The organism is Salinibacterium sp. SWN1162 (assembly GCF_015864675.1).
Taxonomy (GTDB): domain Bacteria; phylum Actinomycetota; class Actinomycetes; order Actinomycetales; family Microbacteriaceae; genus Rhodoglobus.
In genome coordinates this window covers 1,410,388-1,427,844 of sequence record NZ_JADYWT010000001.1, presented here as the reverse complement: position 1 = coordinate 1,427,844, position 17,457 = coordinate 1,410,388, and the positions used below count along the sequence as shown (strand labels likewise).

The 17,457-nt window shown below is 60.6% G+C and carries 17 protein-coding genes; 11 read left to right on the top strand and 6 right to left on the bottom strand.

What is annotated here, in order from left to right; all coding sequences use genetic code 11:
* The first annotated feature begins 67 nt into the window (after window positions 1–67).
* From pepN to I6E58_RS06740, 5 genes are all read left to right on the top strand, one after another.
* A complete protein-coding gene (gene pepN, locus I6E58_RS06760; RefSeq protein ID WP_197131664.1) occupies window positions 68–2,608 on the top strand; it encodes an aminopeptidase N in 2,541 nt (846 codons plus the stop codon).
* 77 nt (window positions 2,609–2,685) lie between these two features.
* Window positions 2,686–3,675: a mechanosensitive ion channel family protein gene (locus I6E58_RS06755; protein WP_197131662.1), complete on the top strand. Its 990-nt coding sequence runs from the start codon at window positions 2,686–2,688 to the stop codon at window positions 3,673–3,675.
* 152 nt (window positions 3,676–3,827) lie between these two features.
* The gene (locus tag I6E58_RS06750; protein WP_040800259.1) at window positions 3,828–4,199 is read left to right on the top strand and encodes a globin; all 372 of its coding nucleotides are present in this window, start codon (window positions 3,828–3,830) and stop codon (window positions 4,197–4,199) included.
* A gap of 169 nt (window positions 4,200–4,368) precedes the next feature.
* Window positions 4,369–4,848 (top strand): hypothetical protein, encoded by a 480-nt coding sequence (locus I6E58_RS06745; protein WP_197131659.1) that lies wholly within the window; start codon window positions 4,369–4,371, stop codon window positions 4,846–4,848.
* A gap of 144 nt (window positions 4,849–4,992) precedes the next feature.
* Window positions 4,993–5,229: a hypothetical protein gene (locus I6E58_RS06740; protein ID WP_197131656.1), complete on the top strand. Its 237-nt coding sequence runs from the start codon at window positions 4,993–4,995 to the stop codon at window positions 5,227–5,229.
* A 51-nt stretch (window positions 5,230–5,280) separates the two neighbouring features.
* On the opposite strand, the gene I6E58_RS14510 is transcribed toward I6E58_RS06740, so the two are convergent.
* Entirely contained in the window at window positions 5,281–5,361 is an 81-nt protein-coding gene (locus I6E58_RS14510) for a MerR family DNA-binding transcriptional regulator (protein WP_374189190.1), read from the bottom strand.
* 69 nt (window positions 5,362–5,430) lie between these two features.
* Here I6E58_RS14510 and I6E58_RS06730 point away from each other — a divergent pair, with 69 nt between their 5' ends.
* From I6E58_RS06730 to I6E58_RS06715, 4 genes are all read left to right on the top strand, one after another.
* The gene (locus I6E58_RS06730; protein ID WP_197131654.1) at window positions 5,431–5,730 is read left to right on the top strand and encodes a thioredoxin family protein; all 300 of its coding nucleotides are present in this window, start codon (window positions 5,431–5,433) and stop codon (window positions 5,728–5,730) included.
* 104 nt (window positions 5,731–5,834) lie between these two features.
* Window positions 5,835–6,059, top strand: a complete 225-nt coding sequence (locus I6E58_RS06725) for a hypothetical protein (protein ID WP_307842073.1) — start codon at window positions 5,835–5,837, stop codon at window positions 6,057–6,059.
* 301 nt (window positions 6,060–6,360) lie between these two features.
* Window positions 6,361–8,223, top strand: coding sequence for a class I SAM-dependent DNA methyltransferase (locus I6E58_RS06720; RefSeq protein ID WP_197131652.1), 1,863 nt, complete (start codon window positions 6,361–6,363; stop codon window positions 8,221–8,223).
* Window positions 8,224–8,225: 2 nt separating this feature from the next.
* Entirely contained in the window at window positions 8,226–9,164 is a 939-nt protein-coding gene (locus I6E58_RS06715) for a restriction endonuclease subunit S (RefSeq protein ID WP_197131650.1), read from the top strand.
* Window positions 9,165–9,657: 493 nt separating this feature from the next.
* Here I6E58_RS06715 and I6E58_RS06710 read toward each other — a convergent pair whose 3' ends face one another.
* The 5 genes from I6E58_RS06710 to I6E58_RS06690 are packed head-to-tail and all read right to left on the bottom strand — an operon-like array spanning window position 9,658 to window position 15,710.
* On the bottom strand, window positions 9,658–10,473 hold the full coding sequence (locus I6E58_RS06710; RefSeq protein WP_197131648.1) for a CoA ester lyase: 816 nt from the start codon (window positions 10,471–10,473) through the stop codon (window positions 9,658–9,660).
* Complete coding sequence (locus I6E58_RS06705) at window positions 10,470–10,949, bottom strand: MaoC family dehydratase (protein WP_010203097.1); 480 nt, start codon at window positions 10,947–10,949, stop codon at window positions 10,470–10,472. Before I6E58_RS06705 ends, I6E58_RS06710 begins: the two co-directional genes overlap by 4 nt.
* Entirely contained in the window at window positions 10,946–12,133 is a 1,188-nt protein-coding gene (locus I6E58_RS06700; RefSeq protein ID WP_197131646.1) for an acyl-CoA dehydrogenase family protein, read from the bottom strand. Before I6E58_RS06700 ends, I6E58_RS06705 begins: the two co-directional genes overlap by 4 nt.
* A complete protein-coding gene (locus tag I6E58_RS06695; RefSeq protein ID WP_307842010.1) occupies window positions 12,130–14,103 on the bottom strand; it encodes a biotin carboxylase N-terminal domain-containing protein in 1,974 nt (657 codons plus the stop codon). The genes I6E58_RS06700 and I6E58_RS06695 overlap by 4 nt, the downstream gene beginning before the upstream one ends.
* Before the next feature lie 5 nt (window positions 14,104–14,108).
* Window positions 14,109–15,710 carry a carboxyl transferase domain-containing protein gene (locus I6E58_RS06690; RefSeq protein WP_197131643.1) on the bottom strand — a complete coding sequence of 534 codons (1,602 nt, stop codon included), beginning with the start codon at window positions 15,708–15,710 and terminating at the stop codon, window positions 14,109–14,111.
* A gap of 99 nt (window positions 15,711–15,809) precedes the next feature.
* Between I6E58_RS06690 and I6E58_RS06685 the strand changes: the two genes are divergently transcribed.
* Together I6E58_RS06685 and I6E58_RS06680 are read left to right on the top strand one after the other, a co-directional pair.
* Window positions 15,810–16,385, top strand: a complete 576-nt coding sequence (locus I6E58_RS06685; RefSeq protein ID WP_010203101.1) for a TetR/AcrR family transcriptional regulator — start codon at window positions 15,810–15,812, stop codon at window positions 16,383–16,385.
* A gap of 253 nt (window positions 16,386–16,638) precedes the next feature.
* Window positions 16,639–17,214 carry a hypothetical protein gene (locus I6E58_RS06680; protein ID WP_197131641.1) on the top strand — a complete coding sequence of 192 codons (576 nt, stop codon included), beginning with the start codon at window positions 16,639–16,641 and terminating at the stop codon, window positions 17,212–17,214.
* Window positions 17,215–17,457 lie beyond the last annotated feature (243 nt).

The window sequence follows — 17,457 nt, the reverse complement described above, 5'->3', positions numbered from 1 at the left end:
TTTGAGGGGTCGCGGCATAAGGTAGGTAGGTGCGGTCACAAACCGCCCCAACACGAAGGAGTTGTACGTGCCCGGAGAGAACCTCACCCGAGTTGAAGCGCAAGAACGTAAAGCGATTGTCAACGTTGACAGCTATGAGATTGCGCTTGACCTCACGACGGGTCCTGAGACATTTAAGAGCAGCACGACTGTTCGTTTTACTGCCACTGCTGGCGCATCCACTTTCATTGATTCGATCACCCGCACGGTTGATTCGGTCACCCTCAACGGCACCGCTCTTGATGTTGCTGCCGTGAACGATGGTGTGCGCATCCAGCTCGACAACCTCGCCGAGAACAACGTTCTTGAGGTTGTAACGGATGCCGAATACACCAACACCGGTGAGGGTCTGCACCGCTTCGTTGACCCCGTTGACGACGAGGTGTACCTCTACTCGCAGTTCGAGGTGCCGGATTCGCGTCGCGTCTTCGCTGTGTTCGAGCAGCCTGACCTCAAGGCCACGTTCCAGTTCACGGTGACCGCACCGGCGCGCTGGGCCCTGATCAGCAACTCGCCAACGCCCACACCGGTAGTGGATGGCGAGAATGCCACCTGGGAGTTCCCACCCACGCAGATCATGTCGAGCTACATCACCGCGATCGTCGCGGGCCCGTATGCCGAGGTTCGCGACGAGCTCACCTCGAGCGATGGCCGCGTCATCCCCCTCGGAATCTTCGCGCGTGCCTCGCTGAGCGAGTACCTCGATGCTGACTACATTTTCGAGAAGACCAAGCAGGGCTTCGAGTACTTCGAAAAGCACTTCCAGTACCCGTACCCCTTCGAGAAGTACGACCAAATGTTCGTGCCCGAGTTCAACGCGGGTGCCATGGAGAACGCGGGCGCTGTCACGTTCACCGAGACCTACGTATTCCGTTCGAAGGTGACCGACGCCATCAAGGAACGTCGCGTTGTCACGATCCTGCACGAACTGGCTCACATGTGGTTCGGCGACCTCGTCACCATGAAGTGGTGGAATGACCTGTGGCTCAACGAGTCGTTCGCCGAGTGGGCATCGACCATCGCGACCGCTGAAGCCACCGAGTGGACCGAAGCGTGGACCACGTTCGCGGCCATGGAGAAGAGCTGGGCGTACAAGCAGGACCAGCTTCCCTCGACGCACCCCGTCTACGCCTCGATCAACGACCTCGATGACGTTCTCGTCAACTTCGACGGCATCACTTACGCCAAGGGTGGCTCGATTCTCAAGCAGCTAGTGGCCTGGGTTGGCCTCGAAGCGTTCATGGCTGGTGTCGCCGCGTACTTCAAGAAGCACGCCTACGGCAACACTGAGCTCAAGGACCTGCTGGTCGAGCTGGAGAAGACCAGTGGCCGCGAGCTCATGGAGTGGAGCAAGCTCTGGCTGGAGACCGCTGGTGTGAACACGCTGCGCCCGGATGTCGTGACTGCCGAAGACGGAACCGTCGAGAGCTTCGCGATCGTTCAGACCGCCACCGAGGACTACCCCACGATTCGCCCGCACCGTTTGGCGATCGGGTACTACTCGCTGCAGGACGGCAAGCTTGTTCGTCACCACCGCATCGAGATCGATGTTGTGGGCGAGCGCACCGAGGTTCCCGAGCTCGTCGGCACCACGCGCCCCGACCTCATCCTGATCAACGATGACGACCTCGCCTACGCGAAGATCCGTCTCGATGACTCGTCGCTTGCTGTCGCGATGAAGCACCTCTCTGACATCACTGACCCGTTGGCTCGCGCCATCGTGTGGGGTGCCGCCTGGGATGCTGCTCGTGATGCTGAGACTCCGGCCAGCGACTATGTCGCCCTGGTTCTCGGCAACATTGCGTCGGAGACCGAGTCGACCACCATCCGCACCACGCTCGCGCAGCTGGTTTTGGTTGCAAAGCAGTACGTTGCTCCCGAGCGTCGTGCCGCCACGATCGAGAAGATCGGCGACACCCTCTGGGGCCTCGCTCAGAGTGCTGAGGCGGGTTCGGATGCTCAGTTCCAGTTCGTGAAGTACTTTGCGAATGTGGCATCGACCGAACAGCATGTCACGGTGCTACGCGCTCTGCTCAGCGGTTCGACCACGCTCGAGGGTCTCGAGATTGACACTGACCTGAGCTGGGAGCTTCTGGAGGGCCTCGTGCTCAACGGTGCTGCCGGTGATGCTGAAGTGGATGAGGCTCTCGCCAAGGACAAGACGGCGAACGGCCAGCAGGCTGCGGCCCGCGCTCGCGCCACGATCACCACGGAAGCGGGCAAGCAGGCCGCTTTCGATTCCCTCGTGAAGAGCGACAAGGCTCCGAACGCGATCGTGCGCAACGTGACCATGGGCTACACCCACGTGAACGACCCCGCTGTGCTGGAAGCTTTTGTGGCTCCGTACTTTGAGGCGATCAACGATGTGTGGAAGAACCGCAGCTACGCGATTGCCGAGACGGTCCTCCGTGGCCTCTACCCGGCACCGTTGGCTAGCCAGGAACTCGTGGATGCCACGAACGCCTGGCTCGAGGCGAACCCCGATGTGCCGGCCCTGCGCCGCATCATCGTGGAAAACCTTGCGGGTGTTGAGCGTGCGCTGATCGTTCAGGCTCGCGACAACTCCTAACCCCTCTCAGCCGCCTTCGGGTGGTCGTGCGGGAGCCTAGCGGCGACTATTCAGCAGTCGCTCGCTAGGCTCCCAGCATGGAAGATTTCACTTTGGGCGGTTTGCGAGACAGCCTTGCTGCCTTTTTCAAGGAGTGGGCGATCGTTGAGGCCATCGCCATCATCGTGCTCGCGTGGCTTGCCCGCCTCGTTCTTCTCTTCATCATCAAGCGGGTAGTGAACCGTATCGTCAACGGCGTGAAGCACAAAGAGAACATTCACGACACTCAAGTGCTGATGACCTCTCCCCTCGCCGCAGTGCGCGTGGTGCAACGAACCCGCACTCTCGGCGGGGTGCTTTCGAGCATTGTCACGGTGGTCATCGTGATCCTCGTGCTGTTGCTCTTGTTCGACATTCTCGCGCCGAACGCCACGGGCGCCTTCGCTCTCATCACCGCCGCCACCGGTGCCGGTCTCGGTTTCGGAGCCCAAAACGTTGTCAAGGACGTACTGAACGGCCTCTTCATGGTGGCCGAGGATCAGTTGGGCGTGGGCGACATCGTCGACCTCGGGCCGGCGGTTGGTGTTGTGGAGTCGGTCGACATCCGCACCACGCAGGTGCGCGACGTCAACGGAACCCTGTGGTTTGTGCGCAACGGCGAGATCACCCGGGTGGGCAATATGTCGCAGGGGTGGGCACGCGTGATCATCGATCTTGCTGTGCCGTATGACTCTGATGTGGATGCCGTGCAGGAACGCATCCTGAAAACCGCGGTTGACCTTTATAAGACTCCCAAGTGGACGACTCGCATCTTGGAGCAGCCAGAGATTTGGGGCATCGAATCTATTTCGGATGAAGCCGTGGTCGTTCGTCTCGTAGTGAAGACGGCATCCGCAACGAAGGATGATGTTGCTCGCGAGCTGCGGGCTCGTTTGAAGAAGGATTTGGATGAGGCGGGTGTCAAACTTCCCGCTTTGAACTCGATCGTGTTGAGTGGCTTTGAGGGTGCTGCAAGTGTGCGCGGTGCACGACCGCCCCGCACGCGCCCGGTACCCGTGAACTTTGGCGAGGAGAAGCCCAAGAAATGACCGAAGCTGAGAACGTGGCTGGCTCTGAGAGCGCGGCCGGTGGCGGTGCCGAGAACGTGGCCGAGGGTGTGAATGTGGCTGACCCCGCGAAGCGCCCCAAGATTCGCATCATCGCGAAGCCGGCGGTGACTCCGGATGCTCCGGCCGATTCGATGTGGGAACTCATCGGAGGTCGCGACACCTTCGAGAAGCTCGTGCGCGAGTTCTATGTTGGCGTAGCAACGGATGAAGTTCTGCTGCCGATGTACCCGGAGCAGCCTGACCTCGAGGGTGCGATCCAGCGCCTCACGGGTTTCTTGGAACAGTATTGGGGCGGTCCGAACACGTACAGCCAGGAACGCGGACACCCCCGCCTGCGCATGCGTCACATGCCCTTCAAGGTGAACCCGGATGCTCGCGACCGCTGGTTGCACCACATGCGCAATGCTCTCGACACTCTCGAATTGCCGCCGCTCTACGACGCCGAAATCTGGGCGTACCTCGACCGAGCCGCGCACGCCATGGTCAACACGTTTGAAGAGTAGCCACGGCCTTCCGTCTCACGAGCGCTGGCGGTGAGCGCGATGCTCTCGTGGCGGAGTCGTTCTGTGCGCGGCACGCGACGACGTTCGGTCTTCACAGCATAGGTGAGAGAAGCTCTAACTCCAAGTCGCTGCGGTGCGCCAACTTTCGGCGCCACCTAAACTGCACACCATGACAACTAGCGATGAGCAAGGAAGCTATGCGCCAATCAATCCTGGCGTGTCGCTGAGGGAGCAGCCGCAGCGCCTCCCCTTCGACCTCTCAGCACTGTCGGTGACCGGTCTCGTAATCATGTGCGAGCTCGATGAGCCTGTTCCAGAGAACACCGAACCGCACATGAGCATGAAGATGACCCAGTATTTACGCCTCTCCGACGATTCGATGATCCGCCTCGATATGGATCGTGGGGTGACCATTTCCAGACGTGGGGGTGGTGAAGTTCCTTCGTGGAAACAATCCGCCGCCGACGTGATCTCGGAGGTTCTCGTTTTCGTGCGGAATGATGACTACGAGAATCCCGACACTTTTCCATGGGAAGCGTATGCAGAGTCGGCTCAGTTGAGAGGCATCTCGGTAGACGCCGACGATCTGCGCGACCTTCCGCACACGGTGCTGCTGTCGGATGAGCTCACCGAGATTTACGAGTTCTGAGCGGCTCCGGCCGTCAACGCGCCAACACTAGTGGTCGCGGAATGAGGCCCAAGGAGCGTTGGACACTCGCGCAAAAAGCGCTGATGACCACATAATGAACCTAAACGAAACTTGCAGGTGCTGATCCCCTAGAGAGGGAAGTTCATGGAAAGCGAAAGTAAGTTCAGACGTGACTCTTTGCCGCAGTGGGCGCTCATCTTATGGTTTGTACTCGCCTTCATGTGGTTCATGTTCTTCGTCGTGCTTCACTTCAACGGCTATGCAACAAACGAATGGCAGGGAATAGTCTCGAACATCCCCCTATTCGGATTCCTCATCTATAAAACTCGCCAAGACTTACGTCACCGCGACCAGAAAAAGGCGCAGCACAACGCTAAGTAGTGTTCAGACGCCGAATGATCTGAAACTCGTGTAGGCGCTGAGTCCGTTGCCTTACCGCTGAGATTCGGGCCGCAGCCCTCGCTTTTCGTAAAAACGGATCGTGTGGCGCGGAACATCCAGCCGCTCGGCGATTTCTCCAGTAATCGTCCGACAGGACTAACGCTTCAGCTTCTCACGCAGTTCCGGGGTTACCGTGAGGGTATGGAGATCACGCTGCAATACTTCGAGGGCTGCCCCAACTGGAAGGTTGCCGATCAGCACATCACCGAGCTCGTGCAAGAGTTCCCGGAGATCGCGGTGTCGCGACACCTGGTCGACACGGTCGAAGAAGCTGAGCGCGTGGGGTTCCGCGGGTCACCGAGCATCCTCTTCGATGGCGTGGATCCCTTTGCCCAGCCGGATGCCCCGGTCGGGCTTGCCTGCCGCCGCTATGTCACTCCGGATGGCTTCGCCGGCGCACCGACTGTTGACCAACTACGGGAGAAGCTGAAGGGCTTGTAGCTCTCAGCGCCTTCGAGAAGCTTGTTCGCGAGCTCTCCCTCGGCGTCGCCACCGATGAGGTACTGCTGCCGCTGCACCCGGAGTAGCCACACCTTGAGGGCGCCATCCAGAGCCTCGCCGGTTTTCTGGAGCAGCACTGGGGCGGCCCGAGAACCTACAACCAGGAGCGCGGACACCCTCACCAGCGCCACATACCCTTCAAGGTGAACCCGGACGCCCACGACCACGTTTGCTCAACATTCGTGCGACCGTCGACACCTCGAACTCCCGCAGCCCTGCGGCGCCGAAATCCGGGCATCGCTCGACCGCGCCGCGCACGCAATAGTTAGTACGTTTGAGGGTTGGTTTTCACCTGCCCTAGACAACGAATAGGTACTCGAGCGTGCGTGCCTGTAGCGAATCTGAAGCGCTACTGGGCCGTTGCATCAAAGGGGAGTCCAGTCGAACTACTGACTGCTAACGAGGCGATCACTTAGTTCTGGGGTTCCGAAGTCTTCCGGTTTAGGTCATCAGTTGCACGTGGTAAACCGCAATTAAAGAATTCTCTCTACTGGAGGGATCTTCAATACCTAGAAAGCGCGGTGGCTCGTTGTACCTTTATAGAGATGTCAAATACCAGAGGTGCTGAAAGTGTCCAATGAAACTCTCACCGAGGACTTGACGAGGAGTCTTCTCGTCGACCTTGGGTATTTCCCTGAAGATTCCTCCATAGTCGTCGAACGCCAGCAATCCAAGGTCGCGGCGATAAAGCGTCTTTTGAAAGCCGCATCTAAAACGGGAGGGCCCGGCGCAGGCTACCCGGACTTCATCATTACTTCGCCAGCGAATCCCGACTTGGTGATTGCCATCGAATGCAAGGCAAGTCGCCTTAAGCATGAGAGCGCAGATCGAGATCGAATAGCCGATTTTGCGGTGGACGGCGTCCTTCACTATGCCTCATTCCTCTCTCTCGAGTACAACGTCGTTGCGATCGCAATAAGTGGTGAGACCCCGGCCGAATTCAGAATATCCACATTCGTCCGAGTGAAAGGCTCGAAGGAGCCGAGCGAATTACGTTCTCCACGCGGCGTGGAACTCGACCATCTAACGCCGTTCGAAGACTATGTTCGCGCCGCCGAGTATTCCCCAGAGGTGGAAAAGCTGCGTGAGGCGGAGCTGATGGCATTTAGCCGTGAGCTACACGATTTCATGTACCAGTACGCCGAACTCACTGAAGAGCAGAAGCCGCTCCTGGTATCCGGTACCTTGCTTGCGCTCCAAGACAAGGCTTTCGGAAATAGTTTCGGAGACTTCAGTCCTAATCAGCTGCGTAGGCGCTGGGCTGAAGTAATTAAGGAACAGATCGAGGAAGCCGAGATCCCGTTCGCCAAGAAGCAGGACATGATTCAGCCTTTTTCAGGGGTTGCGACGGCTCCTGCGTTGGCGGAATCTACTCCCGCCTTCCCGAAGGGAGTACTTCACGAGCTAGTACGGCGTGTAAAGGAAAAAGTCTGGCCATTCATCACGACCTACTCGGCCTTCGATGTCGTCGGACGTTTTTACGGTGAGTTCCTTAAATACACAGGTGGAGACAAGAAAGCCCTTGGCATCGTCTTGACGCCTCGTCATATCACCGAGCTTTTTGCACTCCTGGCCAACGTGGGCCCAAACGACAAGGTAGTTGACCCCTGCGCGGGCACAGCTGGCTTCTTGGTTGCAGCAATGGATCGAGAGTTGCGCGCTGCATCGACGGAGGCCGAACGAGCCCGTATCAAGCAGAACAATCTAATCGGAGTTGAGAACCAGCCCCACATGTACGCCCTTGCTGCGTCCAACATGATTCTTCGTGGGGACGGAAAAGCTAACCTCTACCAAGGAAGCTGCTTCACTCCGGCAATTGTCGCTGATATTCAAGCGCGGAATCCGGACGTAGGGATGATTAACCCTCCATACGCTAAGAAGGACTCAGATCTCCACGAGCTTGTTTTCGTTGACAACATGCTGAGCATGCTGAAGCCGGGAGGAATGGGGCTCGCGATCGTGCCCATGTCATGTGCGACGTCTCCCAGCAAGCACAAGGAGGCATTGCTCAAGAAGCACACCCTCGAAGCTGTTATGTCCATGCCGATTGAGTTGTTCTATCCCGTCGGGGTGGTGACATGCATCATGGTGTTTTCTGCCAAGAAACCCCACGCCGAGTCAGATAAGAAAACGTGGTTCGGGTACTGGCGCGAGGATGGCTTCGAGAAGACAAAGACTCTTGGTCGAGTGGACCTTCACGGGCGATGGGCGTCTATCCGGGACGAGTGGGTCGATTCTTTCCGCAACAGGACCGTACTCGCGGGGCGCTCAATAATGGCGAAAGTGACTGCGGCAGATGAGTGGGTCGCGGAAGCATATATGGAGACCGATTACTCGAATTTGACGCAGTCAAACTTCGAGCAAGTCGTCCGAGACTACGCGCTCTTCCGGCTGACTCAGTCACCTGAAAACAACGCCGAAAACAACACCTAGATATGACACGAGTCGACGAGCTTTTTGATCTGAGATACGGGCACAGCCTCGAACTCAACCGGCTGACGCGCGCTCAGGCACCGAACGGCGTGAACTTCGTCAGTCGCGCGATGAAGAACAACGGTGTGACCGCCCGAGTCGAGTCTGCCCTCATTCCGGGTGAAGCCGGGGAGCTTACGGTTGCACTTTCTGGGAATGGAATTCTCTCCACCTTTGTGCAGCCAGAGCCATTTGTTACTGGTTATCACGTGATGATCCTGCGACCGCTCAATTCGGACATGGTTCTCACCGAGAAGCTTTGGTGGGCGCGTTGCATTCTGGCGAATCGGTATCGTTACTCATACGGCAGACAAGCTAACAGGAGCCTCGCCTCGCTGGAGCTGCCGAACTTCGTCCCCGATTGGGCGCTGCATACAGTCGTGCCAGACGTGCTGCATATGGAAGAGTCGGTCACCCCTCCAACCGAGATTTCACCAGTCACCGAGTGGGGGCGTTACCGACTTGGGGAACTGTTCGAGATTAGACGTGGCAAGTACATTCCGAAGATTGACCAGCGCCCTGGGCTGACGCCGGTCGTCACATCTTCCTCGTTCAAGAATGGCGTCTCGAAGTATCTGGATATCGAGCCAATATTCCCAGCGGGAAGCATTTCTGTAGCCCGCAATGGGAGCATCGGCGAGGCATACTTTCAGCCGGTGCCGTTCTTCGCATCAGACGACGCACATATATTCATCCCAAACGCCGAAATCGACCGCTTCGCATCCCTATTCGTGTGCGCTGTGATTCGAATGGAACAATTCCGATATGGCTACGGCCGAAAGTGGAGCCTGGAGCGAATGAACGACACCTGGATCGCTCTGCCGACAAGTGCGAGCGGCAGCCCCGACTGGCACGCTATGTCTAGCTTCATGCAGGGTTTGCCCTATAGCTCAGCGATTTGAATTCTGCTGAGGCACTTTACTTGAATGAGCGACATAACTAGGGTGGGCCGCCACGAATCAAGTCGCGCGAGGCCGCGGAGCGCCCCCGCAAGCACACACGGCTGGTGCTCACCAAGGTAGTCAGTCTCGCTCTGTCGCGAAACGTTGATGGCAATGTCTTGAGACAAAGTTCCGCACATTTCAAGCCGAGTGGATCTGGCGCCGCGCCTTCAAATTCAGGGCCTCGCGGTCGGTTGCCACGAACCGGTAGCGCTATTTACTGAGACAAATCGATTTCAGGCTGAGCTACTGCCTAACAAGCATGTGCTGTTAATGGGCTGACCTAAGGCGAGCACAATTCTCGTGGCCAATCGCGATAGACGCCTGAGGCCGCTCACCGTCACTTACCTCGGCGCACTTCGCTGGTTGCGGGTACCGTGAACCAGTGCTAGATCGCCGTGCAGCCGCACGCCACGGAGCTTAGGTTTGCGTCAGCGCCAAGATTTTCCAACGCCTAACCCTCACGCAACCCCGCCCGCGCTACCACGCACTCCGCATGCCGCAGGATGGGGCCGTCGACCATGCGGCCCTCGAAGCTGAAGACTCCGGGCTGCGATTCCGCGGCGGCGAGAAGTGCTCGGGCTGAGGCGATTTGCTCGACCGTGGGCGCATAGCTTTCGCGCACAATGGCCACTTGAGAGGGATGAATGCAGGCCGTTGACGTGAACCCGAGTGCTGCGGCATCCCGAGCCTCAGCAGCCAGACCAACGGTGTCGGCTATGTCGAGATGCACCGCGTCGATCACCGCCTTCGAGTAGGCACCGGCCGCGAGCAACACCGACGAGCGCGCATGCAGCGCGACACCACGGTAGGGGCCGGAATCTTCGCGCGACGAGGAGCCGCCGAGCGACGCCACCAGATCTTCGGCACCCCACATGAGGGCAACCACGCAATCCAACGCCGCCAAACTCGTCGCCGCCAGCACACCGCGCGCCGTCTCGCACAGGGCGATCACGTCGAGGTCAGTGAGCGCATCGAAGTCAGCAACCGACTCCGACTTCGAGAGCATCACCGTGCGGTACTCCGTCTGCTCCAACGCCTCGAGGTCACTGTCGTGATCCTCGGTGCCTGCCGGATTTAATCGCACGATCGTGCGCGCCGGATCCATCGGGTTCGCAATCAGGGCAGCGCGGGCCGCAGCCTTGTCGACACTGGCAACGGCATCCTCAAGGTCGATGATGATGGCATCCGCGCGCTCAAGCGCCTTGGCATAACGGTCGGGGCGATCGCCCGGAACAAACAGAATCGACGGCCCTAAAGTGAAACTCACGGTGCGCCCTCCTCAGTCCAGACCATCACCGAACGAGTCGCCACAGCCACCACAACACCATCCTGGTTCTTGGCCGTGTGCCGCAACGAAATGATTCCCTGGCCGGGGCGCGACTTCGAGAGCCGCTTCTCCAGCACCTCAGACTCCGAATACATCGTGTCACCGTGATAGAGCGGATGCGGAAAGTTGACCTCTGTGAAGCCCAAGTTCGCCACAATCGTGCCCTGCGTCAGTTGAGCCACGGATGCCCCCACCATCGTCGAGAGCGTGAACATCGAGTTCACCAAGCGCTGCCCAAACGGCTGCTGCTCTGACCACGCGGCATCCAAGTGCAGCGACTGGGTGTTCATCGTCATCGTCGTGAAGAGAACATTGTCGGCCTCAGTGACGGTGCGGCCGGGCGCGTGCAAATAGACCGCGCCCTGCTCGAACTCGTCGAACCAGAGACCGCGCTGCTGAATACGTTTGCCGGTCATAGGGTTGCGAACCCCAGCTCACGAGCAATGACCATCATCTGCACCTCAGTGGTGCCCTCACCGAGCTCCAACACCTTGGAGTCACGGTAGTGGCGGGCGACAGGGTTCTCGTTCATGAAGCCATAGCCACCAAAGATTTGGGTGGCATCCCGAGCGTTATCCATGGCCGCCTCGCTGCTGATCATTTTCGCCAAGCTCGCCTCCATCTTGAAAGGAACTCCGGCAACCAGTTTGCGGGCTGCGTCGTACGTTGCCAAGCGTGCCGAGTGAACTCGTGCCTGCATCCGCGCGATCTTGAACGCAATGTGCTGGTTCGACCCGATCGAACGGCCGAAGACGTGACGCTCGTTGGCGTAGCGGATCGACTCCTCAAGGCAACCCTGAGCCGCGCCCGTGCAGAGTGCCGAGAACGCGACGCGACCCTCATCCAGAGCCTCGATGAAGTTCGCGAAGCCACGGCCGCGCTCCCCCATCAGGTTCGCTTCGGGAACGCGCACGTTGTCGAACGACAGCGGATGCGTGTCCGACGTGTGCCAGCCGACCTTGTCGTAGGGCGGGTGCACCGTGAAGCCCGGCGTACCGTTCGGAACGAGGATGGCGCTCAGCTCAGGCCGGCCATTCTCGCGACGACCTGTGACCGCCGTGACCGTCACGACCTTCGTGATCTCGCTGCCCGAGTTAGTGATGAACTGCTTCGTGCCGTTGATGACCCATTCGCCATCGACGAGCTCGGCAGTGGTCTTGGTTCCCGCAGCATCGGAGCCGGCATCCGCCTCGGTCAGACCGAAACCCGCGAGAGCTTCACCGCGCGCGAGCATCGGAACCCACTGCTGCTTCTGCTCTTCGCTTCCGTGCTTGAAGATCGGCATGGCGCCAAGACCGATGCCGGCCTCGAGCGTCACCGCGATGGACTGGTCAACGCGAGCAAGCTGCTCAATCGCGATGCACAGCGACACGTAGTCCTTGCCCTGCCCGCCGAATTCCTTCGGGAATGGCAAACCGAAGAGACCCATCTCGCCCATCTGAGCGATGATGCCGTAAGGCAGTTCACGCTTCGTGTCGTACTCATACGCTGCCGGAGCAACAATCTTGTCAGCAAAGTCGCGCACGTCAGCGCTCAACTTCAGCTGCTCATCGGTGAGGCCGAGGTGGGTGATTTCGCCGCGGGTAGCGTCGTGACTCATGAGGTTTCTCCTTCAGTGCTCGCTTGTGGCGATTCGATTCGGGCAACGATCTGATCGCGTGTGACCAGATCGCCAGGCTTCAAGCTGATGTCGATAACCCCATCGAGGGTTGCGACAACGGGGTGTTCCATCTTCATGGCTTCAATCGTGAGCACCGTCTGACCGGCCGTCACGGCGTCTCCGTGCGCGACGGCGACCGCAACGACGGTGCCGGGCATGGGCGAACGCAGTTCGGGATCGACCACACCGGCGACTCGTGCGAGGGTGGCGCGGTGGGCTGCCAGTGACTCGGCGCGGCTCTGCGAAGTGAGAGCCCAGGAAGTGCCCTCCTGCCCAATCCACACCGTGGCGTCGACCGTTTCGATCGTGAGGCGGATGCTCTGCGCGCCCCACTCGATACCGGTGCTCGTCAGGCGAGCCCGGGTGGTGGTGCCGTCGATCGTGACCTCCGCTGCGTCGGGCGGGCCGGCAACCAGAACCTCGTGCACCTGCCCCGCACTCGCGAGACGGTAGCGGGCCGGGCGATGCTCGCCCACACGCCAACCGGAGGGGCGCTGCCAGGGTGAGCCCGGCATCCAGCGTTCGGAATGGATGCTCAGAGCTGCCGCTGCGAGCACCGCCGGAGTCGGGGCGGCAAACTCGATCTCGGCCAGAGCCCGCTCGATGAGGCCCGTGTCGAGGTCGCCCGCGCGCACGTCGTCGCGGTTGAGCAGAGCTCGGAGGAATTCGATGTTGGTCGTGACGCCCAGAATGACGGTGTCGGCGAGGGCACGGTCGAGTTTCGTGAGCGCTTCGTCGCGCGTTGCCGCGTGCGAAATGACCTTCGCGAGCATGGGGTCGTAGTTGGCGGAGACCGTACCGCCTTCGACGAGGGAGCTGTCGACGCGCACATCGTTCGCTTCGTGAAGCGCGACGATTTGGCCGGCCGAGGGCAAGAAGTCGTTGGCGGGATCTTCGGAGTAGATGCGCGCCTCGACCGCGTGACCGGTGAGTGTCGGTGTCTCCACCGTGAGCTTCTCGCCGGCGGCGATGCGCACTTGCCACTCCACGAGGTCGATACCGGTGACCATTTCTGTGACGGGATGCTCCACTTGCAGGCGAGTGTTCATCTCCATGAAGAAGAACTCGTCGGGGGCATTGTCGGAGACGAGGAACTCGACGGTTCCGGCGCCGACGTAGTTCACGCTGCGGGCGACCTCGCAAGCCGCTTCACCGATGCGCTGCCGCGTTGCCTCATCGAGCAGGGGCGACGGCGCTTCTTCGATAATCTTTTGGTGGCGACGCTGCAGTGAGCACTCGCGCTCCCCCAAGTGAATCGTCGTGCCGTGGCTATCGGCCAGCACCTGCACCTCGATGTGGCGGGGCTTCTCCACGAGACGCTCGAGAAAGAGCGTGTCGTCTCCGAACGCAGCACTGGCCACGCGGCGAGCAGACTCGAGCGCGCCCGCAACGGCGTCAGGCTCGCGCACGATCGTCATGCCCTTGCCACCACCACCGGCCGACGGCTTGATCAACAGCGGGAACCCGACCTCGGCAGCAGCCGCCACAAGACCGTCGTTGGTCATGCCCGGCTCAGCGATGCCGGGGATCACCGCGACACCGCCTTCGGTCACGTGCTTCTTCGACGCGATCTTGTCGCCCATGATCTCAAGCGCTTCGACGCCGGGGCCGATAAACGTGATTCCGGCGGCGGCACAGGCCTCGGCGAGGGACGCGTTTTCGGAGAGGAAGCCATAGCCCGGGTGGATCGCATCGGCGCTCATGCCCGAAACGGCATGCGCGGCAGCAACGATCGATTCGACCGAAAGGTAGCTGTCGATCAGCACCGCGGCATCCGCGACTCGAACGTGCTTCGCGTCACGATCGTGTTCGGTGTACACCGCGATCGAACGGATGCCCATGGAGTGCAGGGTGCGCGTGATGCGGCAGGAAATCTCGCCACGATTGGCGACCAAAACAGCAGAGAACATCGCCATCACATCCGGAAGAGGCCGAAGCCCGGTTCAGGCAGCGGGGTGGCCGCGGCGATATCGAGGGCCATGCCGAGCACGTCTCTGGTGTCTTTGGGGTCAATGATTCCGTCATCCCAAAGGCGGGCTGTCGAATAGTAGGGGCTGCCCTGGCGTTCGTATTGTTCGCGGATGGGCTTCTCGAACTCGACCTTGTCGTCGTCGGTGAAGGCATCTTCGCCGAGTTGATCGCGGCGCACCGTGGAGAGCACGGCAGCAGCCTGGGGTCCACCCATGACCGAGATGCGGGCGTTGGGCCACATCCACAAGAAGCGCGGCGAATAGGAGCGACCGCACATCGAGTAGTTGCCGGCCCCGAACGAGCCGCCGATCACGACCGTGAACTTGGGAACGCGCGTCGTGGCCACCGCGGTGACCATCTTGGCGCCGTTCTTGGCAATGCCGCCGGCCTCATATTCCTTTCCGACCATGAAGCCAGAAATATTCTGCAGAAACAGCAGCGGGATGCCGCGCTGATCGCACAGTTCAATGAAGTGAGCGCCCTTGAGCGCCGATTCGCTGAACAACACCCCGGCGTTAGCAACGATGCCGATCGGATGCCCGTGGAGCGTCGCAAACCCGGTGATGAGCGTCGTGCCGTATTCCTTTTTGAACTCGTGGAACTCGCTGCCGTCGACGAGCCGCGCGATCACTTCGCGCACTTCGTAGGGGCTCTGCACGTCGATGGGCACGACGCCGTAGAGCTCGTCGGGGTTCACGGAGGGTGGCCGCGAGGCAACAACATCCCAGGCGGGAGCAGCAGGCTTCGGGATGGTCTTGATGATGTCCCGCACAATTTCGAGCGCATGGCGGTCGTCGTCGGCCAGGTGGTCGGTGACGCCCGAGGTGCGCGCGTGCACGTCTCCCCCGCCGAGCTCTTCGGCCGTAACGATCTCGCCGATGGCAGCCTTCACGAGCGGCGGACCGCCCAAGAAGATCGTGCCCTGATTGCGCACGATGATCGTCTCGTCGCTCATCGCGGGCACGTACGCGCCACCCGCAGTGCACGAGCCCATGACCGAGGCGATCTGCGGGATGCCGGCCGCCGACAGTCGAGCCTGGTTGTAGAAGATGCGCCCGAAGTGGTCGCGGTCAGGAAAGACCTCATCCTGCATCGGGAGAAAGGCGCCGCCCGAGTCCACGAGGTAGACGCACGGCAGTTTGTTCTCGAACGCAATCTCTTGCGCCCGCAAGTGCTTCTTCACGGTGAGGGGAAAGTAGGTGCCGCCCTTGACCGTCGCGTCGTTCGAGATCACGAGCACAGGGCGAGAGTGGATGAGGCCGATACCGGCAATAACGCCAGCGCCGGGAGCCTGGTCGTCGTAGATTCCATTCGCGGCGAGCGGGGCGATCTCGATGAAGGGGCTGCCCTCGTCGAGCAGTTCATCGACGCGATCGCGCGGCAGCAGCTTGCCGCGGGAGACGTGGCGTTCGCGAGATTTCTCCGAGCCACCGAGAGCCGTCGTCGCGAGTCGTTCGCGCAATTGCTCGACAAGGCCGCGCATTGACTCTTCGTTGGCCACAAACGTCGGGTGGGACGGTTGAGCGGCCGAGGAAATCTTCTCCATCGAACACCTTCGTTCAGTGCAGCTTGTGGCCACTTGGGTTAGTCATTACTAACTGAATTTAGGTTAGCGAGCATTAACCGAACTGTCTAGACTCAGAACATGAACGAGACGCCAACTCCGCGAAGCCAAGCGAAGGCCGACCGCCGCGAGGCCCTCCTCGACGCCGCCGCCAGCCTCTTCGCCGAGCGCGGCTTCACCCGCGTCTCGCTCGAAGAACTCGGTGCCGCCGCCGGCGTGAGCGGCCCCGCCGTCTACCGCCACTTCGACGGCAAACAAGACGTGCTCGCCGCGATATTGGTGGATGCCAGCTCCAGCCTGTGCGCCGGAGCCCAGACCGTGATCGAGCACGCCCCCACGGCACGCGCCGCGCTCGAAAACCTTGTTCAGTTTCATGTTGAATTTGCGCTCCGCAATGCCAACGTCATCCGCGTGCAAGATCGCGACCTCGACAGCCTCACCGACGACGACCGCCACGAGGTGCGCGCCCTGCAGCGCAGCTACGTCGAGCAGTGGGTGGCCACGCTCGCCCGCCTGCATCCGGATGCCGCAACCACCGAGCTGCGCACGCGCGCCCATGCCACGTTCGGGCTCATCAACTCCACTCCCCACAGCGGGCGCGCCGGCGCGACGCGTGCCGTGCTCGAGCGGATGGCGTTGGCCGCCCTCGACGCCTAGCCGCGAGCACGTCGCATCCCTGCCTTCGCTGCGTCTTCCCCTGCACCGCCGCATTCTCGGTCCCTGCAGCGCCACATTCTCGGTCCCTACGCCGCCGTATTCTCTGTCTCTGGGCAAGCGCATAGGCGGCTCACCGGGTTACGGCAGAACTTGCCCATGACCTGCGCAGGGGCACCACAGCGTCCCGATAGAACCGACACGCAGGGTTGATTTCGTACACCGGAGATTCCGGATCGAACGAAATGGATCAACCATGAACAAGAAACTGATTACAGGAGCAGCGAGCGTAGTTCTCGCCTCGTGCGTTGGACTGGGCATTGCGTTGCCCGCCCAGGCTGACACCATCATCACCACGACTGCCGCCGCCTCAGAGAGCACAGCCGACAGCACGACGAGTGGCAGCGGATCGAACAGTGAGCGTGCCGGTCGCGGCCACGGCCGAGGCCTCGACGCTGCCGGCCTCGCCACCAAGCTTGATCTTGCCGAAGCGGATGTCTCTGCCGCGCTCACCACGCTGCGCAATAGTTCTGAGCGCCCCGAGCACCTGAACTCCGACGCCACCGATGACGAACGAGCTGCCGCGAAGGACTCTCGTCGTGCCGCTCTCGTGACTACGCTCGCCACCGAACTCAACGTGGACGAAGACACTCTCACGGCCGCCCTTACTGAACTTCGTACCGAGCATGAGGCCGAACGCGAAGCCAACCCCGGTGCCGGTAACGAGGATCGTGGCGATCGCGGCGCCCACGGTGACCGCGGTGACCGCGCGGACGGCAGCGGTGGTGACCACAGCGACAACAACGACAACAACGACAACAACGACGAGTAACCCCTAGCAACCCGACTACGGACCCGCGACGACCTCGTCGCGGGCCCGTACCTCTGCGTGGGGCAAGCTCTGCAGCGCCAGCGCAGGACTGAGCCGCACCTTCCGAGAGTCGAGAGTGCTAGCGCATTCTTGGTTTCTTCATTGCAAGCTCACAGGCTTTGCATGCGGGATCGATAGAAACCACGCGTACTCATGGAGAATGCGCAAAAAAAGGCTCGCTCGGCGACGGAAAATTACTACCAC